The 25,934-nt window shown below is 65.4% G+C and carries 27 protein-coding genes; 14 read left to right on the forward strand and 13 right to left on the reverse strand.

Annotation, left to right across the window (positions count from 1 at the left end; translation table 11 throughout):
- Positions 1-241: 241 nt before the first annotated feature.
- Together ACXAGF_RS21770 and ACXAGF_RS21775 are read right to left on the reverse strand one after the other, a co-directional pair.
- The gene (locus tag ACXAGF_RS21770) at positions 242-1,306 is read right to left on the reverse strand and encodes a patatin-like phospholipase family protein (protein ID WP_475019745.1); all 1,065 of its coding nucleotides are present in this window, start codon (positions 1,304-1,306) and stop codon (positions 242-244) included.
- Positions 1,307-1,350: 44 nt separating this feature from the next.
- The gene (locus ACXAGF_RS21775) at positions 1,351-2,181 is read right to left on the reverse strand and encodes a 3-hydroxybutyrate dehydrogenase (protein WP_475019632.1); all 831 of its coding nucleotides are present in this window, start codon (positions 2,179-2,181) and stop codon (positions 1,351-1,353) included.
- A gap of 262 nt (positions 2,182-2,443) precedes the next feature.
- Between ACXAGF_RS21775 and ACXAGF_RS21780 the strand changes: the two genes are divergently transcribed.
- The 6 genes from ACXAGF_RS21780 (at position 2,444) to ACXAGF_RS21805 (ending at position 7,023) form a co-directional block, all read left to right on the forward strand.
- Positions 2,444-3,355 carry a LysR family transcriptional regulator gene (locus ACXAGF_RS21780; protein ID WP_475019633.1) on the forward strand — a complete coding sequence of 304 codons (912 nt, stop codon included), beginning with the start codon at positions 2,444-2,446 and terminating at the stop codon, positions 3,353-3,355.
- Between the two features lie 164 nt (positions 3,356-3,519).
- Complete coding sequence (locus ACXAGF_RS21785) at positions 3,520-4,017, forward strand: cupin domain-containing protein (RefSeq protein ID WP_475019634.1); 498 nt, start codon at positions 3,520-3,522, stop codon at positions 4,015-4,017.
- A gap of 76 nt (positions 4,018-4,093) precedes the next feature.
- Complete coding sequence (locus ACXAGF_RS21790; protein ID WP_475019635.1) at positions 4,094-5,308, forward strand: MFS transporter; 1,215 nt, start codon at positions 4,094-4,096, stop codon at positions 5,306-5,308.
- 101 nt (positions 5,309-5,409) lie between these two features.
- The gene (locus ACXAGF_RS21795) at positions 5,410-5,886 is read left to right on the forward strand and encodes a DUF302 domain-containing protein (protein WP_475019636.1); all 477 of its coding nucleotides are present in this window, start codon (positions 5,410-5,412) and stop codon (positions 5,884-5,886) included.
- Between the two features lie 233 nt (positions 5,887-6,119).
- Entirely contained in the window at positions 6,120-6,728 is a 609-nt protein-coding gene (locus ACXAGF_RS21800) for a TetR/AcrR family transcriptional regulator (protein WP_475019637.1), read from the forward strand.
- Positions 6,729-6,738: 10 nt separating this feature from the next.
- Positions 6,739-7,023, forward strand: coding sequence for a YciI family protein (locus tag ACXAGF_RS21805; protein WP_475019638.1), 285 nt, complete (start codon positions 6,739-6,741; stop codon positions 7,021-7,023).
- Between the two features lie 69 nt (positions 7,024-7,092).
- Here ACXAGF_RS21805 and ACXAGF_RS21810 read toward each other — a convergent pair whose 3' ends face one another.
- A complete protein-coding gene (locus tag ACXAGF_RS21810; protein ID WP_475019639.1) occupies positions 7,093-7,920 on the reverse strand; it encodes a MerR family transcriptional regulator in 828 nt (275 codons plus the stop codon).
- 197 nt (positions 7,921-8,117) lie between these two features.
- Between ACXAGF_RS21810 and ACXAGF_RS21815 the strand changes: the two genes are divergently transcribed.
- Together ACXAGF_RS21815 and ACXAGF_RS21820 are read left to right on the forward strand one after the other, a co-directional pair.
- Positions 8,118-9,395, forward strand: a complete 1,278-nt coding sequence (locus tag ACXAGF_RS21815; protein ID WP_475019640.1) for a 4-aminobutyrate--2-oxoglutarate transaminase — start codon at positions 8,118-8,120, stop codon at positions 9,393-9,395.
- A 97-nt stretch (positions 9,396-9,492) separates the two neighbouring features.
- Entirely contained in the window at positions 9,493-10,974 is a 1,482-nt protein-coding gene (locus ACXAGF_RS21820; RefSeq protein ID WP_475019641.1) for an NAD-dependent succinate-semialdehyde dehydrogenase, read from the forward strand.
- 78 nt (positions 10,975-11,052) lie between these two features.
- Here the strand turns inward: ACXAGF_RS21820 and hpaR are convergent, their stop codons facing one another.
- The 6 genes from hpaR to ACXAGF_RS21850 form a co-directional block, all read right to left on the reverse strand.
- Positions 11,053-11,589, reverse strand: coding sequence for a homoprotocatechuate degradation operon regulator HpaR (hpaR, locus tag ACXAGF_RS21825; protein ID WP_475019642.1), 537 nt, complete (start codon positions 11,587-11,589; stop codon positions 11,053-11,055).
- A 220-nt stretch (positions 11,590-11,809) separates the two neighbouring features.
- Positions 11,810-12,454: a maleylacetoacetate isomerase gene (maiA, locus tag ACXAGF_RS21830; RefSeq protein WP_475019643.1), complete on the reverse strand. Its 645-nt coding sequence runs from the start codon at positions 12,452-12,454 to the stop codon at positions 11,810-11,812.
- Complete coding sequence (locus tag ACXAGF_RS21835; RefSeq protein WP_475019644.1) at positions 12,451-12,654, reverse strand: DUF2783 domain-containing protein; 204 nt, start codon at positions 12,652-12,654, stop codon at positions 12,451-12,453. Before ACXAGF_RS21835 ends, maiA begins: the two co-directional genes overlap by 4 nt.
- A 5-nt stretch (positions 12,655-12,659) precedes the next feature.
- Positions 12,660-14,276, reverse strand: a complete 1,617-nt coding sequence (locus ACXAGF_RS21840) for an FAD-dependent oxidoreductase (protein WP_475019645.1) — start codon at positions 14,274-14,276, stop codon at positions 12,660-12,662.
- Between the two features lie 62 nt (positions 14,277-14,338).
- Positions 14,339-15,289, reverse strand: a complete 951-nt coding sequence (locus ACXAGF_RS21845) for an MBL fold metallo-hydrolase (protein ID WP_475019646.1) — start codon at positions 15,287-15,289, stop codon at positions 14,339-14,341.
- Positions 15,290-15,348: 59 nt separating this feature from the next.
- Complete coding sequence (locus ACXAGF_RS21850) at positions 15,349-16,365, reverse strand: fumarylacetoacetate hydrolase family protein (RefSeq protein WP_475019647.1); 1,017 nt, start codon at positions 16,363-16,365, stop codon at positions 15,349-15,351.
- 92 nt (positions 16,366-16,457) lie between these two features.
- On the opposite strand from ACXAGF_RS21850, the gene ACXAGF_RS21855 reads away from it, so the two are divergent.
- A complete protein-coding gene (locus ACXAGF_RS21855) occupies positions 16,458-17,027 on the forward strand; it encodes a DUF2585 domain-containing protein (protein ID WP_475019746.1) in 570 nt (189 codons plus the stop codon).
- Positions 17,028-17,281: 254 nt separating this feature from the next.
- Here the strand turns inward: ACXAGF_RS21855 and hmgA are convergent, their stop codons facing one another.
- Entirely contained in the window at positions 17,282-18,643 is a 1,362-nt protein-coding gene (gene hmgA, locus ACXAGF_RS21860; protein ID WP_475019648.1) for a homogentisate 1,2-dioxygenase, read from the reverse strand.
- Between the two features lie 125 nt (positions 18,644-18,768).
- Between hmgA and ACXAGF_RS21865 the strand changes: the two genes are divergently transcribed.
- Positions 18,769-19,260: a MarR family winged helix-turn-helix transcriptional regulator gene (locus tag ACXAGF_RS21865; RefSeq protein ID WP_475019747.1), complete on the forward strand. Its 492-nt coding sequence runs from the start codon at positions 18,769-18,771 to the stop codon at positions 19,258-19,260.
- A 164-nt stretch (positions 19,261-19,424) separates the two neighbouring features.
- On the opposite strand, the gene ACXAGF_RS21870 is transcribed toward ACXAGF_RS21865, so the two are convergent.
- On the reverse strand, positions 19,425-19,943 hold the full coding sequence (locus tag ACXAGF_RS21870; RefSeq protein ID WP_475019649.1) for an RES family NAD+ phosphorylase: 519 nt from the start codon (positions 19,941-19,943) through the stop codon (positions 19,425-19,427).
- On the reverse strand, positions 19,940-20,329 hold the full coding sequence (locus tag ACXAGF_RS21875; RefSeq protein WP_475019650.1) for an antitoxin Xre/MbcA/ParS toxin-binding domain-containing protein: 390 nt from the start codon (positions 20,327-20,329) through the stop codon (positions 19,940-19,942). Before ACXAGF_RS21875 ends, ACXAGF_RS21870 begins: the two co-directional genes overlap by 4 nt.
- A gap of 190 nt (positions 20,330-20,519) precedes the next feature.
- Here ACXAGF_RS21875 and ACXAGF_RS21880 point away from each other — a divergent pair, with 190 nt between their 5' ends.
- From ACXAGF_RS21880 to fba, 4 genes are all read left to right on the forward strand, one after another.
- Positions 20,520-20,789: a WGR domain-containing protein gene (locus tag ACXAGF_RS21880; protein ID WP_475019651.1), complete on the forward strand. Its 270-nt coding sequence runs from the start codon at positions 20,520-20,522 to the stop codon at positions 20,787-20,789.
- A 163-nt stretch (positions 20,790-20,952) separates the two neighbouring features.
- Complete coding sequence (gene repA / locus ACXAGF_RS21885) at positions 20,953-22,173, forward strand: plasmid partitioning protein RepA (RefSeq protein ID WP_475019652.1); 1,221 nt, start codon at positions 20,953-20,955, stop codon at positions 22,171-22,173.
- Positions 22,170-23,198 (forward strand): plasmid partitioning protein RepB, encoded by a 1,029-nt coding sequence (gene repB / locus ACXAGF_RS21890; protein WP_475019653.1) that lies wholly within the window; start codon positions 22,170-22,172, stop codon positions 23,196-23,198. Before repA ends, repB begins: the two co-directional genes overlap by 4 nt.
- A gap of 416 nt (positions 23,199-23,614) precedes the next feature.
- Positions 23,615-24,661 carry a class II fructose-bisphosphate aldolase gene (gene fba / locus ACXAGF_RS21895; protein WP_475019654.1) on the forward strand — a complete coding sequence of 349 codons (1,047 nt, stop codon included), beginning with the start codon at positions 23,615-23,617 and terminating at the stop codon, positions 24,659-24,661.
- A gap of 132 nt (positions 24,662-24,793) precedes the next feature.
- Here the strand turns inward: fba and ACXAGF_RS21900 are convergent, their stop codons facing one another.
- Positions 24,794-25,894, reverse strand: a complete 1,101-nt coding sequence (locus ACXAGF_RS21900; protein ID WP_475019655.1) for a tyrosine-type recombinase/integrase — start codon at positions 25,892-25,894, stop codon at positions 24,794-24,796.
- Positions 25,895-25,934: the final 40 nt, after the last annotated feature.

Raw genomic sequence — 25,934 nt, forward strand, 5'->3', positions numbered from 1 at the left:
TGTGAACATCTCCTGAACCCGGTTGTTCAGGTCGGACATCGACCTGATACCGAGAAGCTTGGCAGAGCGGGGGTGCGGTTTGAAATGCTGTTGGGGCATGGTTTCGATAGGCCCGGACTATTCGCCGTCCGGCTCCGGCCGCGACGAAAAAAGCCCCCCTTTCGGGGGGCAGTCGGGCCGTTCGGGGGCTGGAAAGACCACAGCCGCGCTTGCGACGCCGCGAGGGTTGGAATGGCGCAAACTAGAGATAGCGTTCCCGGATATCGATGCTCGAGCGCTTTCCTATGGTGTCGTAGTTGGCTGCGAGCCAGTCCTCCGCGCACTGGCGGCCGCGGTCGCGCAACTCGACCAGAGCACTCCAGTCGGCATTGAGCTTGCTCGAAACGCTGAGGCTTCTCATCGTCTCGTCGTCGAAGATGCCATGCACGAAGACGCGCTTGAGGCCGAGACCCTTGCTGGCCTCCGAGTCAATCAGCTCGGTGACGAAGGCGATCGCCCGCATCTCGCGCAGGAGCGAGGAGTTGAAGCTTATTTCATTGATTCTGTTTAATATTTCTGACGCCGTGCGGGGCAGTTCGGCGCGTTCGAGCGGATTGATGTGCACCACCAGCACATCCGGCGTGTCGCAGCCGTAGATCAGTGGAAAGATGGCGGGATTGCCCATGTAGCCCCCGTCCCAATAGGCCTCGCCGTCGATCTCGACGGCCTGGAAGAGGAACGGCAGGCAGGCCGAGGCCATCACCGCGTCGATCGAGATCTCGTCGTTCGCAAACACCTTGACCTTGCCGGAGCGCACATTGGTCGCGCAGATGTTGAGCTTGACCGGACAGCGCGCCATCCGCAGGGCATCAAGGTCGATCGACTGTTCGAGCACGTGGCGCAGCGGATTGTAGTTCAGCGGATTGAACTGGTAGGGCGACAGCAGTCGCGTGATCATGTCGAACAGAACGAAGGACGGCGAATACTCCAGCGACTTCGATCCCGTCATCTTGTCCAGCAGACTCGGCTGCAACGGGCTGAACGCGGCCGCGTGGCTGACGCGGCGCCAGAAGTTGGCAAGCGCCGTCTGCGCGCCGCCGCGCCCGCCTTCGGCGAGGCCATAGGCCATGACGGCCGCGTTCATCGCCCCGGCGCTGGTGGCAACGATGCCCTCGAACGACAGGTTCGGCTCGTCGAGCAACCGGTCGAGCACCCCCCAGGTGAAGGCACCGTGCGCGCCGCCGCCCTGAAGCGCCAGATTTATCGTTCGCGGCGGGCGTTTCCCGGCTTCGGTTACCCGCTTCTGGTCTTCGAGCGGCAGGTCCATGTCAGGGTGCTTGTACATCGGGCGCCTCCTCCTTCGTTGCCGTGTTAGTGAGCGGTCCATCCGCCATCGACAGGGATGGCCGTTCCGGTTATCGACGCCGCCGCGTTGCTGCACAGAAAGACGCTCAGCGCTCCCATCTCCTCGACCGTGGCGAAGCGTTTGGTCGGCTGGTTCTTGAGGAACACGTCGCGGATCACCGCATCGCGGGCAATGCCGTGCGATTTTGCCTGGTTGTCGATCTGCTGCTCGACAAGAGGGGTCCAGACGTAGCCCGGGCAGATCGCATTTGCCGTGATGCCGAACTCGGCGCCCTCCAGGGCCACCACCTTGGTCAGGCCGACAAGCCCGTGCTTGGCGGCGACATAGGCGGACTTGAACGGCGAGGCGATCAGCCCGTGGGCCGAGGCAACGTTGACAATCCGACCGAAGCCGCGGGCGCGCATCTGCTCATAGGTCGCCTGGATGAGATGGAAGGCGGCGGAGAGGTTGATTGCGAGCACGGCGTCCCACCTGTCGGCGGGAAACTCGGCAACGGGGGCGACATGCTGGATGCCGGCGTTGTTGACGACGATGTCGATCTGGCCGAAGCGCGCGCTCGCGCGCTCGACCATGGTGCGGATGGCGCTCGGGCTGGACATGTCGGCGCTGTCGAAGGCCACGTCGACGTCGAATTCGTCCGCCATCGCCGCGCGCTGCCGCTCGATCTCGACCGGGTCGCCGAAGCCGTTGAGCATGACCGCGGCGCCGGCTCCCGCAAGTGCCTGTGCAATGCCGAGACCGATGCCGCTGGTCGAGCCGGTGACGATGGCGCTGCGGCCTGCAAGCATCCGGCGACCGAACATCACGTCGAGTTCCTTGTCCATTCCCTTAAGCATGTGACACCTCCTAACGCTGGGGCCGACGGGCCTGACAGCGAGAGAATGGCGCGGCATTCATTTCAACTGAAATGCCACTGTGCTATGAATTCGATAGGTGAATTGCATCGGCGGTGGCGGCATGCCGTCGCGCCGGCCACGGACGTGTCGGTCGGACAGGGAAGGTCGCCGGTCGATGTTGGATATTGAGGGGTCCTGTCCACAATTCGGACCCACTTTTTCAGTTTAACAAGCGAGCGGTGACCAGCCTGCGGGGGCGGCTATGGACATTCACCACGTGCGTTATTTTCTGGCGGTTTGCGAGACGCGGAACTTCACGCGTGCGGCCGAGAACTGCAATGTGACGCAGCCGGCGTTGAGCCGCGCGATCCAGCAGCTCGAGGACGAGGTCGGCGGGCTTCTCTTCCGGCGGGAGCGGAACCTGACGCACCTGACCGATCTCGGCAACCTGCTCAGACCCCGGTTTCAGTCCATCCTCGACGAGTTGACCGGCGTGCGACGCGAGGCGACGCGATTCCTTTGCCTGGAGGACGCCCATGTCAAGGTCGGCATCATGTGCACGATCGGGCCCCGCCGCTTCGCCGGCCTGCTGACCGATTTCAACATGCGGCACCAGGGCATCCAGCTCCAGCTCACCGAAGGCGTGCCGTCCGCCCTGTCGGCGCTCTTGGAGAACGGCGACATCGACGTGGCCATCATGGCCAGCAGCGACCGCTTCCCCGAGCGCTTCGATGTCACTCCGCTCTATCGGGAGCGGTACATGCTGGCCTTTCCGGCCGGGCACCGCTTCAGCCAGTACGAGGCCATTCCCGTCGCCGCAATCGACGGTGAGGTCTATCTCAAGCGGGTCAACTGCGAATACAACGACCATCTTACCGATGTATGCGTTGCCTGCGGCGTGCGGACCAGGGATTCCTATTCGAGCGAGCGCGAGGACTGGATCCAGAACATGGTGGCCGGCGGCCTCGGCATCTGCTTCTTGCCCGAATACAGCGCCGTCATGCCGGGCCTTCAGGTTCGTCCGGTGACAGAACCCGAGGTGGCGCGCGAGGTTTGCCTGGTGACGGTGGCCGGCCGGCGGTTCTCGCCCGCAATGGCGACATTCGTCGGCGCGGTAAAATCCTACGGCTGGGCCGCGCCGCATTCCGGCATTGATATGCGGCGGGCGGACTGAACCACCGCGCCGATGCCCGGCGCCGCCAGCCGAGGCGCGCCTTGTGGGCAATAGCTTCCAGCTATGGAATCCAATAGCAGCCGGCATTTCAGCAGCGGCCGATTGTCCCGCAATCTCCCGAGGTCCGCCGGAACAGCTCCGGCACTTCAGAGGAGATATCGGACATGACTTGCACGCTCATTGCCGGCCGCCTGCCGTTGACCATTGCAGCAGCGCTGAGCCTTCTGGCCGTCGCCCCACTCGCCGCCTCCCCCGCTCTCGCCGGAGAGTGCCCCCCGGATCAGGTCGCGGCGGACGCGACGGCGCCTGGCGCGACGGCTCCGGAAGGCGTGACGGACGAGGTCCTCGCCTCCATCGATCTGTCGCCGAAGGGCGGCGACTGGAACGGAAACGCCCTGCGACTGCGCAAGCTGGTGATCCAGCCGGGCGGCGTTGTGCCGTGGCATTCGCATGAGGTGCGCCCCGCCAACATCCTCGTGCTCGAGGGTTCGGTCACCGAGTACCGCAGCAGCTGCAAGGTGCCGATCGAGCACCGGGAGGGTGAAGTCGTGGCCGAGTTCGGCACACTCGCCCATTGGTGGAAGAACAATGGCGACAAGCCGGCCGTGCTCTACTCGGCCGATATCCTGCCGCCGATGGACGAACCCGCCGACGTGATGTGACGGCGACGGCTTCCACTTTCATCCGGGACGTTTCGAGCCTATCGGCGAGAAGCGTCCCCCTCCAGGAGAACTGGCGATGGTGAACCTCGATCGCGCCGCGCTGCCGGAGGCCGGGTCCGCTCTGGCGAGCCCGGCGGCGGACCGCTGGCATTTCGGCATCATAGCACTCATTGCATTCCTGACGCTCGTCGATCTCTTCGCCGCCCAGGCGATCCTGCCAGCCTTGCAGCAGGAGTACGGCGTCAGCCGCGCGGCGATCGGCTTCGCCGTCAACGCCAGCACGTTGGGGATGGCGGTGGCCGGTCTGGCAGTCGGAATCTTCGGGCGAAACATCGACCGGCGTAACGGCATCTGGATCAGCCTGGCCGTGCTGGCCGTCCCGACGAGCCTGCTGGCATTCGCCCCGGACATCTGGCTGTTTGCGACCCTTCGCGTGGCGCAGGGGCTTTGCATGGCGACCGCCTTCACGCTCACCATGGCCTATCTCGCGGAACGCTTTCCCCTCGAACGGGCCACCGGCGCGCTTGCGGCCTATGTGACCGGCAATGTCGCCAGCAACCTCTTCGGACGGCTGCTGTCGGCGGCGGTGGCCGACCTGGGCGGGCTTTCGGCCAACTTCCTGACTTTCGCCGCGCTCAACCTCTTGGGAGCTGCGCTGGTCTTGGTGACGCTGAGGCGGGGCGAGCGCCTTATGCCGGCAAGGTCCGGACCGGGATCGGCCAGGCGCTGGCACTGCAATCTCCGCAGCCGGCAGCTCCAGTGCGTGTTCGCCATCGGCTTCCTGATCCTGTTCGTGTTCATCGGCACCTACACCTATGTCAACTTCCGGCTTGTCGAGCTCGGCCTGTCGCCGATGCAACTCGGGCTGGTCTATCTCGTCTTTCTGCCGTCCCTGTTCACGACTCCGCTCGGGGGGCTGGTTGCGCGCGGTGTCGGCGGCGGTATCGGCATCATGATTTCCTTGTTCGCCGCCGTGCTCGGACTGATCGCGCTGCTGAGCACCAATCTTGCCGTCGTGCTCGGCGGTCTGGCGCTCGTTGCGGCGGGCACCTTTCTCGCCCAGGCGCTTGCGACCGGCCAGGTCGGCCGTATCGCCGAAAGCGAGAAGGCGGCGGCGAGCGGCACCTATCTCGCCTCCTACTACAGCGGGGGGCTCGTCGGCAGCCTGCTGGTCGGGCAGGTCTACGACCGGTTCGGCTGGAGCGCCTCGGTCGGCGCGCTCATCGCGGCGCTGGGTCTTGCCATGCTGCTCGCGGCGCCTTTGCGCAGCCGCCATTCCCTCAAACCATAAGGCGCGATTATCGAATTGGACAGGGCACGGCATTGGCAGGAGCCGTTCTCTGTCGACATCCTTGAATCAATCCATCCGGAGCAACAGAGAGGAGCATGCAGATGAAGAAGTTCCGAAATGCAGCGAAGGCGGGCGTCCTGATCGCCACGATAGTCTTTGCCTCGGCATCGATCGCGGCTGCGGGCGGCGGCGATGGGGTCGTCACGGTCAAGAGCCGCTACTCGGTCGAAGAGACCGTCGACCGCATTAAGCACAGCGTCGAGGACAAGGGCATCATGATGTTCGGCGACATCGACCAGGCGCAACTCGGCAACGCTGCCGGGAACGAGGTCCAGCCCTCGCGGCTGGTGTTGTTCGGCAATCCGGCGCTGGGAACGACGTTCCTGACCGCAAATCCGCACGCCGGCCTCGACTGGCCGGTGCGTGTACTCGTCTATCAGGCAAAGGACGGATCGGTCTATGCCGCCTACACCGACTTCGGCTGGATTGCACAGCGCCATGGAATTACGAGCCGCGACAAGGAGTTCACCATGGCGACCAAGGTAATTCAGGCCGTCACCGCCAGCGTGAAGGAATAGGCTGAGAGCAAGGCGTGGCGCCCCGTTAACGCGCGGGCGCCACGCGTCCTGTTGTCTGCCACCCCTTCCCCGGTTCGGAGCCGATCGCGGAGCATCAGTAAGGCGTGCAAGGTTCAAGGTCGTCTCTCGCAAGGGTTGACAGGACTAGGACAATTGACCTAATAAGTCCTGAACCAGCCAAGCGGCAGCGGTGCAGGGCAAGTCCCGACCGCAAGGCACGAGAAGGGTCGCACATGGGGGCGATGCAGACGCGACGGCAGATTCTGGAAGCGGCCGACAGGCTGTTCTATGAGCGTGGCTTCGAGGCAACCTCCTTTGCCGACATCGCCACGGCGGTCGGGCTCTCCCGCGGCAATTTCTACTACCACTTCAAGACGAAGGACGAGATCCTCGGCGCCGTCATCGAACTGCGCTTGGCGACGACGCAGGCCATGCTGGACGAATGGGAAGCCGGAAGCCCCTCGCCGCGCGAGCGGATCCGCAGTTTCGTTCGTGTTCTCATCATGAACCGGGCGAAGATCATCGCCCATGGCTGCCCCGTCGGCACGCTCTGCGGCGAGCTTGCCAAGCTGGAGCATGCGGCCAGGGACGACGCCGCCCGGCTGTTCACCCTGTTTCGCGACTGGATCGCCAGCCAGTTTGCCGCCCTTGGTCGCGAGGCCGACGCCGATGCGCTCGCCCTGCACGTCCTGATGCGCAGCCAGGGTGTGGCAGCCCTCGCCACGGCCTTCGGTCAGGAAGATTTCATTCGCCGCGAGGTTGACGACATGGACGCCTGGATTGACGCCCAGTGCCCTGCCGGGTTGTCCGACGCCCGCCCCGCTCCCCGCCAACCCGTCTGATGGAACCGCGATGTTTGTCATAACCCTTCGATTTGCCGACAAGGCGAAAGCGCCGCAATACATGGATGGGCACAACGCCTGGATCAAACGCGGGTTCGACGATGGCGTCTTCCTCGTGGTCGGAAGCCTTCAGCCATCCGCCGGCGGTGCCATCCTCGCGCACAATTCCGCGCGCGCCGACATCGAGGCGCGTGTGCAGGACGATCCCTTCGTCGCCGAGGGGGTGGTCACCGCCGAAATCCTCGAGATCGCTCCCGGCCGGACGGATGAGCGGCTCGCCTTCCTGAAGGCGTGACCGTACCAACATTTCCGGCAGGTCGGCTGCAACGGAATCGCAGCCTTTTCGCGAGGCGCCGAAGGCTGGTCAGAACGTCGGCGGGGTGTTGATCCACAGCAATACCGTCTCGCCGTCGTGGCGGTTGCGCCAGGAGTGATGGCGACGGCTGTCGAAATAGAGGGAATCACCCGGGCCGAGCTCGTGGAACTCGTCGCCGTCGAGCACCATCTCGAAGCGGCCGGACAGGATGTGGATGAACTCCTCGCCTTCGTGACGGTAGGCACCGTCGCTGGAGGCGCCGGGTGACAGCACGAAGCGGTGGCAGTCCATCATGTTGCGACCGTCGGCCAAGACCTGCACGACCACACCCGGCGAGGTCTCCGGCCAGAAATTCCACTCGCCTGCGCGCACGACGCAGCGCCGCTCGGCATCGTCCTCGCCCGACAGTTTCGACACGGTCGTGCCGTAGTAGTCGGCGAGGTCGTGCATGGCGCGGAAGGTCACCCCCTGCGAGGTGCGTTCGAAAGTGGAAAGCAGGGAGGTTGCGATACCGATGTCGCCGGCCACCTGATCCAGCGTCCTGCCGGCTGCGTGCCGCAGCGCCCGGAACTTGCGCCCCACGCCCTGCGGCGCCTCGGTGTCGGCCGCAGGGAGGGCCAGGGCCGTCGTCGAGGCCGCGTTTTCGGCTTCAAGCGCTTCGCGGATCGCGGCCGGATTCAGCCCGCGCTCGGTTCGGTACCAGGCGATTTTCTTCAGGCGCGCGACGTCCTCGGCGCTGTATTGGCGGTGCCCGGTGCCGGACCGGTCGGGGACGACCAGCCCCTGGCTTTCCCACAACCGCAGCGTGGAGGCGGATACGCCGGCGAGGCGCGCGGCCTCCGCCACTCTGTAGTAGACCGTTTCCGGCTCGTGCATGCCAATGAACCCTGATTCTTATGTTATTCTGTTTTTATAGCAGCTTGCAGGTAGAGCGGCGCGGCTGCCCTGCCGGGCGTTGCCGCTGCCTGAAAAATTCCCGTTGCAATCTTACAGAAAAAATGTAGGTGTATCCAACATTATCTTGCAGAAAAAATGCAAGATACACGAGAACCCCAGAGCTAGGACCCCGCACCATGACCGCGACGACCCTCACCGACCGCAAGAACGCCGCCATCTCCCGCGGGGTTGGCATGACGACCCAGATCTATGCCGATCGCGCCGAAAACGCCGAGATTTGGGACAAGGAAGGCAATCGCTACATCGACTTTGCCGCCGGCATCGCCGTCGTGAACACCGGCCACCGCCATCCCCGCGTCATCGAGGCGGTGAAGGCCCAGCTCGATCGCTTCACCCACACCTGCCACCAGGTCGTTCCCTACGAGAACTACGTCGCGCTTGCCGAGCGCTTGAACCAGCTCGTTCCCGGCGACTTTGACAAAAAGACGATCTTCGTCACCACCGGTGCCGAGGCGGTCGAGAACGCGGTCAAGATCGCCCGTGCCGCCACCGGCCGCCAGGCGGTCGTCGCCTTCGGCGGCGGCTTCCACGGCCGCACCTTCATGGGCATGGCGCTGACCGGCAAGGTGGTGCCGTACAAGGTCGGCTTCGGCGCGATGCCGGGCGACGTCTTCCACGTCCCCTTCCCTGTCGAACTGCACGGCACTTCGCCCGAGCAGTCGCTCGGCGCGCTGAAGAAGCTGTTCGCCGCCGACGTCGACCCGAACCGGGTCGCCGCGATCATTATCGAGCCGGTGCAGGGTGAAGGCGGCTTCTATCCGGCCACGACCGCGTTCCTGAGGCAGATCCGCGAGATCTGCGACCAGCATGGCATCCTGCTCATCGCCGACGAAGTCCAGACCGGCTTCGCCCGCACCGGCAAGCTGTTCGCCATGGAGCATCATGGCGTTGTCGCCGACCTGACGACGATGGCCAAAGGCCTCGGCGGCGGCTTCCCGATCGCGGCGGTGACCGGGCGCGCCGAGATCATGGACGCCCCGGGCCCCGGCGGACTCGGCGGCACCTATGCCGGCAACCCGCTCGGTGTCGCCGCCGCCCATGCGGTACTCGACGTCATTCAGGACGAGGACCTGTGCAACCGCGCCACCAGCCTCGGCAACCGCCTCAAGCAGCGCCTGGAGTCGCTGCGCGAGAAGGCGCCGGAAATTGTCGACGTCCGCGGTCCGGGCTTCATGAACGCCGTCGAGTTCAATGACGCGACGACGAAACTTCCAAGCGCCGAGTTCGCCAACAAGGTGCGGCTGAAGGCGCTGGAGAAGGGTCTGATCCTGCTCACCTGCGGCGTGCACGGCAACGTGATCCGTTTCCTCGCCCCGCTGACGGTCCAGGACAGCGTCTTTGCCGAGGCGCTCGACATCATCGAGGCTTCGATCGTCGAGGCACGCTCCGCCTGAAGCGACGGGGCGTCACCAACCATACCTTCGAGGTGGCGGCTACGTCCGGGCTTGAGCGTCCGGACGCCCCCTCTTCATCGTCCAGGGAACTGAAGAAATGGCCTTCTACGACGCACTGACCAAGCACCTGAAGTCGACCGACTTCCTGCGCGATTCCGGCTATGTCAACGGCAGCTGGGTCGGGGCAACCGCCACCGCCACCTTCGACGTCGTCAACCCGGCGACCGGCGAGACGCTGGCGACGCTGCCTGAGATGGGCGCGTCCGAGACGGCCGCGGCGATCGATGCCGCCTATGCGGCGCAAGGCTCGTGGGCCGCACGCCCGGCCAAGGAGCGCAGTGCGATCCTGCGGCGGTTGCACGACCTGATGGTCGCCAATGCCGATGAACTGGCCGCGATCCTGACGGCCGAGATGGGCAAGCCGCTGGCCGACGCCAGGGGCGAGATCCTCTACGCGGCCTCCTACGTCGAATGGTATGCGGAAGAGGCCAAGCGCATCAACGGCGAGACCATCCCCGCGCCCTCCGCCGACAAGCGCATGCTCGTGGTCAAGCAGCCGGTCGGTGTCGTCGGCACGATCACGCCCTGGAACTTCCCCTGCGCCATGATCGCCCGCAAGGTGGCACCGGCACTGGCCGTCGGCTGCACCGTCGTCGCCAAGCCGGCCGAGCAGACGCCGCTGTCGGCAATCGCGCTCGCCGTTCTTGCGGAGAAGGCCGGCGTTCCGGCCGGCGTCTTCAACGTCATCGTCGGCACCGATGGCCCGGCGATCGGCAAGGAACTCTGCTTCAATCCGAAGGTGCGCAAGATCTCCTTCACCGGTTCCACCGAGGTCGGCCGCATCCTGATGCGACAGTGCTCCGACCAGATCAAGAAGGTGAGCCTGGAACTCGGCGGCAATGCGCCCTTCATCGTCTTCGACGATGCCGACATCGACGCCGCCGTCGAGGGGGCGCTCGTCTCGAAGTACCGCAACGCCGGCCAGACCTGCGTCTGCGCCAATCGCATCTATGTCCAGTCAAGCGTCTACGACGCCTTTGCCGAGAAGCTCGCCGCCAAGGTGAAGGCGCTGGCGACCGGGAACGGTTTCGACAAGGGCGTCACCATCGGCCCGCTGATCGAGGAGGCGGCGATCGCCAAGGTGGAGGCCCACATTGCCGACGCCGTCGCCAAGGGGGCCAGCGTCGTCGTCGGCGGCCAGCGTTTTGCCGGCGAAGGCACGTTCTTTCAGCCGACGATCCTGACGGGCGTCGATCGCACGATGAAGGTGGCGCGCGAGGAAACCTTCGGGCCGGTGGCGCCGCTCTTTCGCTTCGAGACGGTGGACGACGTGATCGCCCAGGCGAACGACACCGAGTTCGGCCTTGCCGCCTATTTCTTCGCCGGCGACCTGAAGAAGGTCTGGAAGGTGGCAGAGGCGCTGGAATACGGCATGGTCGGCATCAACACCGGCCTGATTTCGTCGGAGGCGGCCCCGTTCGGCGGCATCAAGCAGTCGGGGATGGGACGCGAGGGTTCCACCCACGGCGCGGATGACTACCTGGAGATGAAATACCTCTGCATCGGAAATCTGACCTAAGGTTATCGAGCCTCCCGACCCGGGAGGCTCGATCGCTTGAGGCTCGATCGCTTGCGGGGACGCTTTGAAAATGTCTTGTCACTGGGGGCGCGTATCCCCGTCGGACCGGCCATCGTCCTCCGCGTCCGCATCGTGATGCTCATCCTTCAACAGCGCCAGCTCGTTCAGGAGGTCGAGCAGGTGCTCGACGCGGTCCCGGCCGTAGCGGGTCTCGAGATGCTCATAAATCGCGCTGGTGTCCGGCGTGACGGTGTTAAGGATCGCATAGCCGGCTGGCGCGAGCTTCAACAGCACCCGCCGCCCGTCCTCCTTGTCCTTCTGCCGGGTGATGAAGCCGCGCTCTTCCAGTGACTTGATCATGCGGGTCAGGCTCGGCGCGAGGATAAAGGCTCTGTCCGCGACATCGGACGCGTCAAGCGTCCCCGATTCCGCGAGGACCCGGATTACGCGCCACTGCTGCTCGGTGACCTCGTACCTGGCGAGCATCGGCCGGAAGTGGCTCATCACCGCTTCGCGCGCACGCAGCAGCGCGATCGGCAGGGAGCGCCGGGTGTTGCGCGGCAGCAGCCGGTCGTCAACGATGTGGTTCGAGTAGGCCAGGTTGGTTTCGCTCATCACTCGTCAGTCCGATATGGTGCCGCGACCAATCGCTTCATGGTCGAAGCGTCGTAACAATGCCGATGGGACGAAAAGTGTTCCCGCAGAACATTCGGCAGATTCCCAAACGTCGGGCTCGGTGCATTCTGCCCCACATTCAAGAGACGGCTGCGGCCGGCAGTCTATTCGGGCTGTGAAGGCCAACGCCGCAATACAAGCGGCCAGACGGTGTGTGGCGCTACGGTCCCGGCTTCGACAGATCAGGATGCGCCGCCCTGAACGCGGGCAGTTCGGCGCAGGCCGCGGCGATGCGGCAAACGCGGGGGAGGCCGGCAATGTCGGCGCCCCAGCGCTCGGCATTGTAGACCTGCGGGACGAGACAGATGTCCGCCATCGTCGGCGCGTCGCCGTGGCTGAAGAGGCCGGTGCGCGGATCGTCCAGCATCCGCTCCACCGCCGCCAGTCCCTCGCCAATGAACTTGCGCATCCAGCCGGTACGCACCGCGTCGCCGCCGCCGGTCAGTTCCACGACATGGGCGGCGACGGCCATGTTGCAGACGGGATGGATGTCCATTGCGACGGCGTCCGCGAGCGCGCGCACCCGCTGGCGGCCGGCCGGTTCGTCGGGCAGAAAGCCCGATGCAGGGCGTGTTTCGGCCAGATACTCGATGATGGCGAGAGACTGGGTCATCACCAGCCCGTCGATCTCGAGAACGGGCACGAGCCCCTGCGGATTGCGGGCAAGATGGACGGAGGACTTGTGGGCGCCCTCCAGCAGGTTGACCGGAACGGCGCGGTAGGGGACCTCGAGGCTGTTCAGCGCGATGCGGACGCGGTAGCTCGCGGACGAGCGCCAGTAGTCAAAAAGGATCGCCTCGCTCATGCATCCCTCTCCCTTCGGGCCGCACTTGCCAGCGCTTGCGCCAAGATCTCGCGGTCGCCGATATGATTGGCGAGCAGCAGGATCAGCCGCGCGTTGAAGGCGTCGCTTTCGGCCTTGGACAGGCCTTCGTGCGCAGCAAGCAGATCGGCATAGAAATCGTCCGGCCGGTCGATGTTGGCCGCGGTGGTCAGCTTCGCCATCTTCGTCATCCCCTTCGGCCTGTGGCCCTTTGCACTGCGGCGCGGACTGCGCCCTCGTCATAGCGCTCCCAGCGGGCGGCGACGTGCTGGTCCGGGCGCAGCAGAACGACCGCGCTTGCGGCCGGTCCGAGCCAGCGCTCGCGCAGTGCACCCGCCACCCCGCCCGCGGCGACCGCGACCCGCTCGACGACGATGTCGTCGATCTCGATCCTGTCCGGGGCCTTCGCGTCGATCGTCAGCAGTTGGAAGCGCCCACCGAGTCTGTCGAGCAGCCAGCCTCCCGCAACCGGCGCGTCGGCGGCGGGCGCACCCGGACGCGTCCTTGCCGGCAGGGAGGGGCAATCGGGTCCGTTGAGCGGCGAGCCGTCGTAGACGAAGGGAAGCGAGAGCCTGCCGGAGTTCACCATCGGCCGGGTGGCGGCGTAGAGTTCCGACAGGTCGAGCACGGCGTCGCGGAACAGGCGGCTTGTCTCCGTTTTTGGCGTGATGAAGTCGGTGGATCGGGTGGAGTTGAGGATATTCTCGTCTGCGGCCGGGACGCGTTCGGCATCGTAGCTGTCGAGCAGCGATGGCGGCGCCCTTCCCTCGACCACCAGCTTCAGCTTCCAGGCAAGATTTTCCGCATCCTGTATGCCCGAGTTGGCCCCTCGAGCACCGAATGGGGAGACCTGGTGGGCGCTGTCGCCGGCAAAGATGACGTGGCCATGGCGGAACCGCTCCATCCGGCGGCACTGGAACGTGTAGATCGACACCCAGTCGAGTGTGAATTGCGTCTGTTCTCCGAGAAAGGCCTTCAGCCGTGGGATGACGTTCTCCGGCCTTGCCTCCGCGTGCCTGTCCACGTTCCTGCCGAGTTGCAGGTCCACGCGCCAGACATGGTCTGGCTGCTTGTGCAGGAGCGCCGACTGCCCGCGGTTGAAGGGTGGATCGAACCAGAAACGGCGTTCGACCGGGAAGGCCGGGCCGTCCGCCATGACGATGTCGGCGATCAGAAAATTGTCCTCGAAGACACGACCGACGAAATCAAGGCCGAGATACCGCCGGATCGGCGAGCCGGCGCCGTCGCAGGCGACCAGCCAGTCGGCGAGCAGCGTGTAGGGGCCGTCCGGCGTGTCCACGGTAACTGTGACCCCGTCCGCCTCGTCCGTGACGGACGTCACCTGGTTCCTGCCGCGCAGCTCAATCGATGCGCCTTCGGCCCGCAGCGCGCGTATGCGCTCGATCAGGCTCTGCTCGAGATAGTACTGCTGCAGGTTGATGAAGGCTGGCTGTTTGTGACCGCCCTCGGGAAGCAGGTTGAACTCGAATACCTGACGCTTGTCAAAATAGACCTTGCCGCGGTTCCACTGCACGCCCTTCTCGACGAGCTCGGCGCCGCAGCCGAGCCGGTCGAGGATTTCCAGCGTTCGCTTGGAAAAGCAAATGGCGCGCGAGCCAACACTCAGCTTATCGTTGTCGTCGAGCAGGAGCACGGGGACACCCTGCGCGGCAAGGTCGACCGCGACGGCCAGCCCGACCGGTCCGGCCCCGACCACGATGACCCGGTGGCGCACGGGCGCTGGCGCATCCTGGTCGGTTGACCGAGCGAAAGGGTAGACCGGGGTCTCGAAGATCTTCGCCATGTCTGCTCCTCCCGCCGATGCCGCCAACAGCGCTTAGACCTGCTCATGCTCCGGCAGGTCCATCATCCCTGCAGCGCATGCCACATCTGGCGGTCGCGCTCGGCGGTCCAGATCCGCGGTGTGTCGATGCCGAGCGCCTCGTCATAGGCGCGAGCGACGTTGAAAGGCAGGCAGTGCTCGTAGATGGCGTAGCTTGCGAACTTGGGGTCGCATTGCGCCCTGCAGACGTCCCACGCCTCCTTCAACGAGCCGCCGCCTTGCGCGACGCGGGCCACGGGACGGAATGTCGAGGTGACGAAATCGGCGGTGTTGCCGAGCGCCTCATTCACCAGTTTTTTGCCGACCAGCGCATCGCCCCTGCCGGGGGCGATCGCATCGACGTCAAAGCTGCGGATCGCCTCGATGGTCCGCGGCCAGTCGGAGAAATGGCCGTCGCCGCAATAGCAGGCGGAGCGATGCTCGACGATGTCGCCGGTGAACATCACATTCTGGTCCGGCACGTAGGCGACGATGTCGCCAGCGGTGTGGGCGCGGCCGAGATGGATCAGGTCGACGCGGCGCTTGCCGAGGTAGACGCTCATGCGCTCCTGGAAGGTCATGGTCGGCCAGGTCAGCCCGGGGATGCTCTCGTGGCCCTGGAACAGACGGGGAAAGCGCTGGAACTCGGATTCCCAGTCCTCCTTGCCGCGCTCCGCCACCATGGCGCGGGCCTTGTCCGACATGAGGACCTGCTCGGCGCCATAGGCGGAGGCGCCAAGCACCCGCACGGCGTGGTAATGCGTCAGCACCACGTACCTGATCGGCTTGTCGGTGACGGTGCGGATCTGCTCCACCACCTTGCCGGCCAGCCGCGGAGTCGCCTGCGCATCGACAACCATCACGGCGTCGTCGCCAATGATGACACCGGTGTTCGGATCGCCCTCGGCGGTGAAGGCCCACAGATCCCGGCCGATTTCGGTGAACGATATCTTCTTTTCCGTGCTGTCGCCCTGGGATGCGAATGCCCTGGTCATCGTCCTGCCTCTGTCGCGTTTGTCGCCGGCACCGCGATGGGCGGTGCCGGCCTGGATCCTCAAGCCTTCTCGTATTGCCGCACCGTCTGCTCGATGGCGCCGAAGATCGAATGCCCGGACTTGTCCTTCATCTCGATGCGCACGATGTCGCCGAAGCGCATGAATGGAGTCTTCGGGGTGCCGGTCTCGATCGTCTCGATGGTGCGGATCTCGGCGATGCAGGAATAGCCGGCGCCGCCTTGCGCGACCGGCTTGCCGGGCCCGCCGTCGAGCTTGTTGGAGACGGTGCCCGAACCGATGATCGTGCCCGCCGCCAGCGGCCGCGTCTTCGCCGCATGGGCCACCAGCTGGCCGAAGTCGAAGGTCATGTCCACGCCCGCGTCCGCCCTGCCGAAGGGCTTGCCGTTCAACGACACCAGCAACGGCAGATGGAGCTTGCCGCCATCCCAGCTATCGCCCAGTTCGTCCGGCGTCACCGCAACCGGGGAGAAGGCGGAGGAAGGCTTGGACTGGAAGAAGCCGAAGCCTTTGGCGAGTTCGGCCGGGATCAGCCCGCGCAGCGAGACGTCGTTGACGAGCATGACCAGCCGGATTGCCCGCCGCGCCTCCTCGTCGCTTGCCCCCATCGGAACGTCGTCGACGACGACGGCGACCTCGCCCTCCATGTCGATGCCATAGGCCTCGTCCGCCATCACAATCGGGTCGCGCGGCCCAAGGAAGCTGTCCGAGCCGCCCTGGTACATCAGGGGGTCGGTCCAGAAACTTGCCGGCATCTCGGCGTTGCGCGCCTTGCGCACCAGTTCGACGTGGTTGACGTAGGCCGATCCGTCGGCCCACTGGTAGGCGCGCGGCAGCGGCGAGGCGGCCTCGTGCTCGTGGAAGCGCATGGTCGGCTGCGAGCCGGTTTCGATCCCCTCGGCCACGCGGGCGAGCCGCGGGCCGGTATGGGGCCAGTCGTCGAGGGCCGCCTGCAGCGTGCGGGCGATGTGCCCCACCTCCGAGCAGCGCGTCAAATCCTTCGACACGACGACCAGCCTGCCGTCTCGGGTACTGTCCTTGAGTGTGGCGAGTTTCATGCTTCCTCCCGTGATCTTGTTTTCCGCCGCGCCAGTATGGCATCTTCGCCGCGAAGCGTCCCCTCCAGTGCGGCGCGCCTGCCAAGGAAGTCATCCGCTTGAAACGATCCCCGTGGAAATCGCTCGGCGTTGCCGCAGCCGCCATCGCGGTTACAGCTGTAATCCTGCACCTGATGGGACGCATCTGGATCTGCAAATGCGGCTACGTAAAGATCTGGCACGGCGTAGTCGTCTCCTCGGAGAACTCGCAGCACCTCTCGGATTGGTACACGCCGAGCCACATCATCCACGGCATCCTGTTCTACGCGCTGTTCACCTGGCTGCTGCCGAAGGCAAGCATCGTCACGCGCTTGGCGTTCGCGCTGGTCGTCGAATGCGCCTGGGAGATCTTCGAGAACACCGACCTCATCATCAACCGATACCGCGAGGCGACTATCTCGCTCGACTACTTTGGCGACAGCATCCTCAATTCCGCCGCCGACATCGTCGCGATGCTGGTCGGTTTCTTTCTCGCCGCGCGTCTGCCGGTCTGGGCAAGCATCGCGATCATCATCTTCTTCGAGGCCCTTACAACCTACCTTATTCGCGACGGGCTGGCGCTGAACATCCTGATGCTGGTCTGGCCGCTGGAGGCGGTGAAGGCCTGGCAGGCGGGCGGCTGAGGCTCCTGCCTGGTCGGGACGTCTCCCCTCCTCCGTCATGCCGAACCTGATCGGGCGTCCGGGGCGCCCGACGTCTCGGGCGCAGGCAAGGGCGTGGCGACGCGCCGGCGCTGGACCCGGAAGGGGGCGGTTGGCATTTATCGCTTCTCCTTCGTCCAGAACCGGGGTGCCTTGTTCGTCCAGAACCGGGGTGCCTTGCAAATGCGGGGTAGGAGCCGGACCGGTCCTCAGGTCCGGAGCGCAACGGCCCGACATTACTTGAGGCCCGGCGTGCCGTCGAACTTGCGCTCCAGCCCGTCCCAGCAGTCGATGTAGTTGTCCTGGAGCGTCTCCAGCTCGGCGGCGAAACGCGTCAGCTGCTGCGGGTACCGGGTTTCGAACATGAACGCCATGGTGTGGTCGAGCTTGACCGGCTTCAGCTCGCTGTTCGAGGCTTTTTCGAAGCCCATCGCGTCCGGCCCGTGCGGCAGCATCATGTTGTGCAGGCTCATGCCGCCGGGAACGAAGCCTTCCTCCTTGGCGTCATACTGGCCGTGGATCAGGCCCATGAACTCGCTCATGATGTTGCGGTGGTACCAGGGCGGGCGGAAAGTGTGCTCGGCCACCATCCAGCGCGGCGGGAAAATGACGAAGTCGACGTTGGCCGTACCGGCCTCCTCGGTCGGCGCCGTCAGGACGGTGAAGATCGACGGGTCCGGGTGGTCGAACAGGATCGCACCGACCGGCGAGAAGGTGCGCAGATCGTATTTGAACGGTGCGTAGTTGCCGTGCCAGGCGACGACGTCGAGCGGCGAGTGGCCGATCTCGGTGACGTAAAACTTGCCGCACCATTTCACATGAACCCGGCAGGGCGTCTCCTTGTCCTCGAAGGCGGCGACGGGCGTCTTGAAGTCGCGCGGGTTGGCCAGGCAGTTGGCGCCGATCGGACCGCGATCGGGCATGGTGAACTTGGCGCCGTAATTCTCGCAGATGTAACCGCGCCAGGTATCGCCGTCGCCAAGGCGCGAAACCTTGAACATCATGCCGCGCGGGATCAGGCAGGTCTCCAACGGCTCGACATCGATGATGCCGGTTTCGGTAAAGACCCGGATGGCGCCCAGCTGCGGCACGACCAGCAGCTCGCCGTCGGCGTTGAAGAAATAGTCGTCGACCATGTCGGCGTTGAAGGCGTAGGCGTGCGCGGCCATGCCGACCTGGGTCATGACGTCGCCGGCCGTCGTCATGGTGCGAATGCCTTCGAGGAAGTTGACCGCCTCACCCGGGGCCGGAAGCGGGTTCCAGCGCAGCTGGCCGAGCGGAAGCGAGTGATCGTCGAGGCAGGGCGCCGTTCGCCAGTGCGGATAGCTGGCGTTGGAGAAGCGGCGGGTGTGCCGCACGCTCGGCCGGATCCGGTACAGCCAGGACCGTTCATTGGTGCCGCGGGGGGCGGTGAAGGGGGAGCCGGACAACTGCTCGGCATAGAGGCCATAATTGCATTTTTGCGGGCTGTTCTGGCCCTGCGGCAAGGCACCGGGCAGCGCCTCCGTCTCGAAGTCGTTGCCGAAGCCCGGCATGTAGCCGACGCTGTTGGACGCGGTCGTGCTTCCGGCAGCCGTCTTGTCTGACTTGTCGAGCATGGCTTGCACCTCCGCTGCAAAGCTGCGATATCGCAGGAACTGGTTGCAGTCGTAACTGTCTATTTTGTAACTATCAAGGCGACCGCATGGGCAGGCGCTCCGGCACTGACGCGTCGAAATCCTCGGTGACCGAGGATGGCTTCGATCTCGATGGCTTTCTTCCCTACCGCTTGAACCGGGCGGCGGAGATGGTGAGCCTGCGCTTTGCTGCGCAATACAGGGCGCGTTACGCCATGACCCGACCGGAATGGCGCACGCTCGCGGCGCTCGGCGCCTACGGACGAATGACGGCGACCGAAGTCGGGATCAGTTCGACCATGCACAAGACCAAGGTCTCGCGCGCGGTCAAGTCGCTGGAAGACCGACGCTGGCTGAAGCGGACGGTCGACGACAACGACCGGCGCGTCGAGCATCTCGAACTGACCGCGCCCGGCCTGCGGACCTACCGCGAGATGGTGGACCTGGCGCGCGCCTATGAACGCGAACTGGCGGACCTGCTCGGCGGCCCGGGGCTGAAGCAACTGGAAGCCGGCCTCGGCGCGGTGGAAAAAAGCCTGACGTTGTCGGCGGACGGGCACGGCAGTCGGTCTGCGAGGGCGAACAAGGACAGGCGATAACAGGCTGGGATCGTCCCGGCACGGCCGGAGGGCGCGCGCGGAGACCGATCGAGCGGGCGTCAATTGCCCCTGACGGCCGCACTCCTCGCGAGGAGGCATGTCGGCGCCCTCCACGGCCGCGCGCCTTGCCGGTCGCACCGTGCGCGCCCCTCCCCCCGTGCCCGCTAGCGCCAGGACAGCTGGTCTTTCGGCAGCCGGCCGCTGGGGTCAAAGACCTTGACCCGGTGCGGCAGGTCGGCGCCCCATTTCCACAGCACCAGGTTGACGTCGTCTGCGCCTGCACCGGGCGCGTAGCTCGGAACGACGATGCCGGCGACGGCGCGCGCGACGAGCCGATCGTAAACCGCCCAGGAGGCCGGGCGCCTGCCATCGGCGAGGGCCTGGGCCCAGGCGCAGGCCATTTCCTCCGTCGTGACGGCGACTTCGTCGCGACCGGCCTCCGTGGTAAGGTCGGCGATGTGTTCGCAGTCGATCTCGTAGGCGCAGAGGACGCAGGGGTCGATCCGGTGCGCAAAGCCCTGGTTGGCCTCCTTGACGGCGGTCATGATGCTCAGCGCCAGATAGAGCGCCGGCACGCCCTTCGGATTGAATCGCGCGCCCCGGATCGCCGCGCCGTCGCCGGAGACCGGCTTGAAGGACCAGCGCGGGTCATGTGCACGGTAGGCCGTGCCGACAAACCTCAAGCAAAACCCCCGACGGCCATATGGTCGAGATAGTCGCGCACCGCCGCGGCCTTGCCGTCCTTCACCAGCGCCTCCGCCGTGCGCCCGCCGAAGGCGGAAATCGGCTGCGCCCGGTACCAGGCCATTGCCTGTTCCTTGCCGCCCGCCCAGTCGTTGACGCGGCTGATGATCTCCAGCATCTCGCGCAGCCGCCCTTGCGTCTTCGGGCCGCGGCTCCGTTCGGCGCGATAGAGCGTCTCGCGGGCGATCCCGGCTGTCTCGGCGAGCTGGCTCTTGGACATGCCGAAATCGTCCGCTACCTCGTCCACGGCGATTTTCCCGCCCGCGCCGATATAGGCCAGCACGAGCGGTGCCGAATCTTGATCTCGCTTCAGAGCCCGGGCCATGTCATGCCTGCCATATCGTTTGCCATCAATCCTGTGCGTAATATATGACGAAGATGTCGGTCGCACAAGCGAGAGCCCTGATGCGCGCATCGCACCGCCACACCGGGCATCACGGACACGAATCGGTCGCGGCCGATCGATTCAAAGCTTTCATTGGACGGCAAGGCTGACGCGAGTGAGAATCCCGCTCATGAGCACGGCCCCCTCCCCTCCCCCGCCAGCACCGCTTGATGATGGGCTTGTCTTGCGCCGCATCGAGCCGGGGCGCAACATGGCGCGCTTCTATGTCCTGGCGTTGGAACCGACGCTGTTCGGCGATGTCGCCGTGATCCGCAGCTGGGGTCGCATCGGCACGAATGGGCGGCGGGCGACCTTCTATCTCGGCTCGGCGGAGGCCGCGCGCGCGGCCTTGGCACAGCAGGTCGAACGCAAGCGGCGTCGGGGCTATGTGACGGCCTGAGCGGGCAGCGTCAGCGCCGCCCCCGCAACGAGGCGGCCGCCCGTCGGCCAGTTAAGGAGTTAACCTGTTGTTAACGATAAACCGTTTGACCGGGCAGGCAAATCAGTTGAAAAACAGTCGCGACGGAATTTTTCCGACTTTCCTCATTTAACCGTCGGGCATCATGGATCAAGTACTGAAATCCCTTCAAACGACGCTTCCCTCTTCGGCCGAGCAGATCATGCGCCACGCGCAGATCCTGTCGGCGCAGCTGCAAAGCCTGCGCCAGCAGATGTATCCGCCGGAGGCGATGAAGTCGCTCAAGACCTTTTCGTCGAAGGATGCGGCCGCTCTGCTCGGCGTCGCCGAATCGACGCTGCGGCAGATGTCGCTGGACGGCGAGGCAGTCATCCCCGACCGGCAGGAGAACGGACGGCGGGTCTATACGCTGGCGCAGATCAACGAGATCCGCGCCTATCTCGCCAACCGCCGTCCGAGCGAGGCGCTCGACTTCCTGCCGCGACGTCGCCCCGGCGACAAGCTGCAGGTGCTCGCCATCGCCAACTTCAAGGGCGGATCGGCCAAGACGACGACGACCGTGCACCTTGCCCATTTTCTCGCGCTGCAGGGCCTGCGCGTGCTGGTCATCGATCTCGACCCGCAGGCCTCGCTCTCGACCATGTTCGGCTACCAGCCCGAATTCGACGTCGATGCCAACCAGACGCTCTATGCCGCGATCCGCTATGACGAAGCCGATCGCGTGCCGCTCTCCGCCGTGATCCGCAAGACCTATTTTGACGGCGTCGACATCGTGCCCGGCAATCTCGAACTGATGGAATACGAGCACGAGACGCCGCAGGCGATCGCCAGGGGGCTGTCGCGGGGCGACGGCATGTTCTTCCGCCGCTTGAAGACCGTTCTCGGCGAGGTCGAGGCAGACTACGACGTCGTGCTCATCGATGCGCCGCCGCAACTCGGCTACCTGACGCTCGGCGCCCTCTACGCGGCGACCGGTCTGTTGATCACCGTCCATCCGGCCATGCTGGACGTCGCCTCGATGAACCAGTTTCTGGCGATGACCAGCGACCTGCTCGGCGTCATCGAGGACGCCGGCGGCTCGCTCGAGCACGACTTCATCCGCTACGTGCTGACCCGCCACAATCCCCATGACGTGCCGCAGGTCAACGTCGTCGCGCTGCTGCGCTCGCTGTTCGGCGAGGACGTGCTTGCCGCCTCGGTCGTCGACACGACGGCGATCGCCAGCGCCGGCCTTGAGAAGAAGAGCCTCTACGAGATGGCCCGCGGCAGTGTCGGCCGCGATACGCTCAACCGCGCGCTTGAATCCGTCGACGCCGTCAATGCCGAGATCTTCCGCCACATCAAGACTGTCTGGGGACGCAAATGAACAGCGCCAGTGACCGCTCCAAGAGAATGAAGGCCATGTTCGGCGGCATTAACCCGGAGGAACTGGCCGCTGCCGTCGCCCCCTCGCCGCTGTCGCAGGCCAGCCGGCGCGTATCCTCCGGCGCCGTCCGTTCGATGCAGGATTCCTTCTCGGCGATTGAGGACGAAAACGCCCGCCTGCGCGAACAGATCGCCGCGTCCGAGGCCGTGATCGAGATCGCCCCGGACCAGCTGGTGCCGTCCTTCGTGCGGGATCGCATGGACGGACAGGCCGACCCCGGGCTCGACGATCTGGTGCGCAGCCTGCGCGAGCACGGCCAGCAGGTGCCGGTTCTGGTGCGGCCGCATCCGGACCGGGACGGACGCTTCCAGATTGCCTACGGTCACCGCCGCTGGCAGGCGGCGCAGGCGCTGAACCGGCCGGTGAAAGCGATCGTGCGCGAACTTTCCGACGATGCGCTGGTGATCGCCCAGGGCAAGGAGAACAGCGAGCGCAAGGATCTCTCCTTCATCGAGCAGGCATTGTTCGCACAGGAACTGAAGGAGCGCGGCTTCGATCGCCAGACGATCGCCGCCGCGCTCGGCCGCAGCGAGGACAAGGGGCTGGCCTACATCTCGATCCTGACTTCGCTGGTGAGCACGCTGTCGCCCGAGGTGGTGCGGCGAATCGGTCCGGCGCCGAAGACCGGCCGTCCGAAATGGGAGAAGCTGGCGGTGCATTTCTCCGAGCGCAAACTGCCGGCGGCGCGCTCGTCCGCCGCCAACGGGCTGATGTCATCCGACAAGTGGCTGGCCGCGGACAGTGACACGCGTTTTGCGCTGCTGCTTTCGCTGCTCGAGGCAAAGGAGAAGCCGACCGCGGCCAGAACCACGATCAAGGGCGCGGCCGGGCAGGCCGCTGTGACGATCGAGCGGGCAGGGACCGTGACGCGCTTTTCCGTTGACGAGCGGCAGGCGCCGGGGTTCGCCGAATGGCTGGCAAGCGAACTGCCGGCGCTGGTGGCGCGGTTCGAGCGCCGGGACTGACGCGAGGGCCGGGATGCCCATCGCTTTGGCCTCCCCCTGTTCTCGGGGGAGCGGCCGTCGCCGGACCGGGCATTCCGGTGTGCGGAAATGGCTGAGTCGCCAAATCTGCGCTAGCACACTGAAAATACAGAGTAAAATTCGACGACGTTTCAGCTGTAACTCTACCGCGCGAGATACCAGATATCTCCCCTTGCAGAATGTAAGGGAGACCATCCACCGGTCCGATGAAGCGCCCGACATGGCGTGTCGACAGGAAGCGTGTAAATAGCAACATCTTGAAATTTCTTGCTAATCGATTTGAATGACTTTCAATCGATTTGGTGTACGTTCATCACGTTCGGCCCTGTTGCCAGGCTCCGCGCTTCTGTGATTAGTGCCGGTCACCCGTACTTAGTTTGTTATCAGGGAGAGATGGAATGGCGTTGATTACCATGCGGCAGCTGCTCGATCATGCGGCCGAGAACAACTACGCGCTGCCCGCATTCAACGTGAATAATCTGGAATACATCCAGGCCGTCATGCGCGCGGCCGACGCGACCGACTCGCCGGTCATCCTGCAGGCCAGCCGCGGCGCCCGCGCCTATGCCGGCGACGCCTTCCTGCGCCACCTGATCCTGGGGGCGGCCGAGGAATATCCGCACATCCCGGTCTGCCTCCATCTCGATCACGGCGACCAGCCCGCGACCTGCATCTCGGCCATTACCAACGGCTTTACCTCGGTAATGATGGACGGGTCGCTGCTGGCCGATGGCAAGACGGTCGCAAGCTACGAGTACAACGTCGGCGTGACCGCCGAAGTCGTGAAGATCGCGCATGCGGCCGGCGTCTCGGTCGAGGGTGAGCTTGGCTGTCTCGGCAACCTGGAAACGGGCGCCGGCGACAAGGAGGACGGCCACGGCTTCGAGGGCAAGCTTTCGCGCGAGGAACTGCTAACCGACCCCGACCAGGCGCTCGACTTTGTCAGCAAGACCGGCGTCGACGCGCTCGCCGTCGCCATCGGCACCAGCCACGGCGCCTACAAGTTCACGCGCGAGCCGGACGGCGATATCCTCTCGATCGAGACGATTGCGCGGATCAATGAGAAGCTGCCGAACACCCACCTCGTCATGCACGGCTCGTCGTCGGTGCCGAAGGACCTGCAGGACCTGTTCAATGCCTATGGCGGCAAGATGAAACCGACCTGGGGCGTGCCGGTGGCCGAGATCCAGAAGGCCATTCCGCTCGGCGTGCGCAAGGTCAACATCGACACCGACCTGCGGCTCGCCATGACCGGAACGATCCGCAAGAACTTCGCCGAAAACCCGGAGAATTTCGACCCGCGCAACTACCTGAAGCCGGCGACGGCGTTGATGGTGGAGGTGTGCAAGGAGCGCTTCGAAGCTTTCCGCACCGCGGGCAAGGCCTCGGCGATCCGCGTCAGGCGCCTGCCGGAGATGGCGAAGTTCTACGCATCGGCCAAGTGAGACCGAGGGGCGGGGAGGCGTCTTCCCGCCCCTTTTTGGGCCTGGCTTGGAGGCGTGCCGGCCTCCCAAGTCGTGCGCGGCGACGCCGGCGTGCGGGGAGGAGGTGCCCGGGCTTTGCAGCCGGCAAAGCGCTCAGAGCCCTGCCGCCTTGGTCAGATTGATGCGGAACCGATCGCGCCGGCGTTGGTAGCGCCGGGTCATTTCGGCGCTGGCGTGGCCAAGTTGGCGCTGCACGTGGCGCTCGTCGACCTCGGCTGCGGTCGCCAGCCCGGCGCGCAGCGAATGCCCCGAAAATATTTGCCTGCGCTCGCTCTCGGCCAACTCACCGCCGATGCCGGCCGCAACGACCGCACGTTTCACCAGCCGGGCGACCTCCTGATCATGAAGACGCTCAGTGCCGATGGCCCTGCCTTTGCCCTTGCCGGCGACACGGCGGAAGAGGGGGCCGCGCGCAAGCCGGGCCAGGCGGATCCAGATCTGCACCGCTTCCACCGGGCAAGTGATCTCTGACGTACCGCGGCCGACCTCGACCTCACGCCATCCGGTCTTGCCGCGCAGCGTCACCAACAGACCCCTGTCGAGGATCTCGATCCAGCCACGCCCGTCCTCGCTCTGGTCGCGGCCGAGGTCAAGGCCGGTGATTTCCGAGCGGCGCAGACCGCCGGCAAAGCCCAGCAGTAGGATGGCGCGGTCGCGCAGGCCACGCAGGCTGCCGCGGTCGAGCGTCTCCAGCATGGCGCGCAGTTCCTCGGGCCGAAGCGCCTCCTTTTGCCGCGGCGGAGCCGCATGGCGGTTGCGGATGCCGGCGAGAACGGTGGCGACGTGTCGGTCCTTGCGGTCGAGCGAAAACCCGCGTTGGGCGTAGTTCCAGGCAAGCGAGGACAGGCGCCGTTCGATCGTCGCCACCGAAATTGACCTGCCGTCGCGGCCAATCGTTCCGGCGGCGCAGGCCGTGATGTAAAGGCCGATCACCTGGGGATCCGGGGGTAGGGGAGAGAGGTCGGTGCGCCGGCACCAGCCGGAGTAATGCTTCCAGTCGGCCGCGTAGGCGCGACGGGTGTTGGCCGAACTCGCCGCTTCGACATAGGAGCGGGCGCGTTCGACCAGGGGCTCCAGACGATGGGGGAGCGGTGGCGCGTTCGGCAGGTTCTCTGGTGACCGACCTGCCGTTGTTTGGGCTGGCTCGGAGGTTGGCTCCGGTTGTTCTCCGGCCGATGGAGGCGTGGGCGTCATGGTCAGGCCGCCCGTAGCGAGATCGGCGGGACGACGTCAT

It is taken from the genome of Mycoplana sp. ABR4_002 (genome assembly GCF_056159645.1).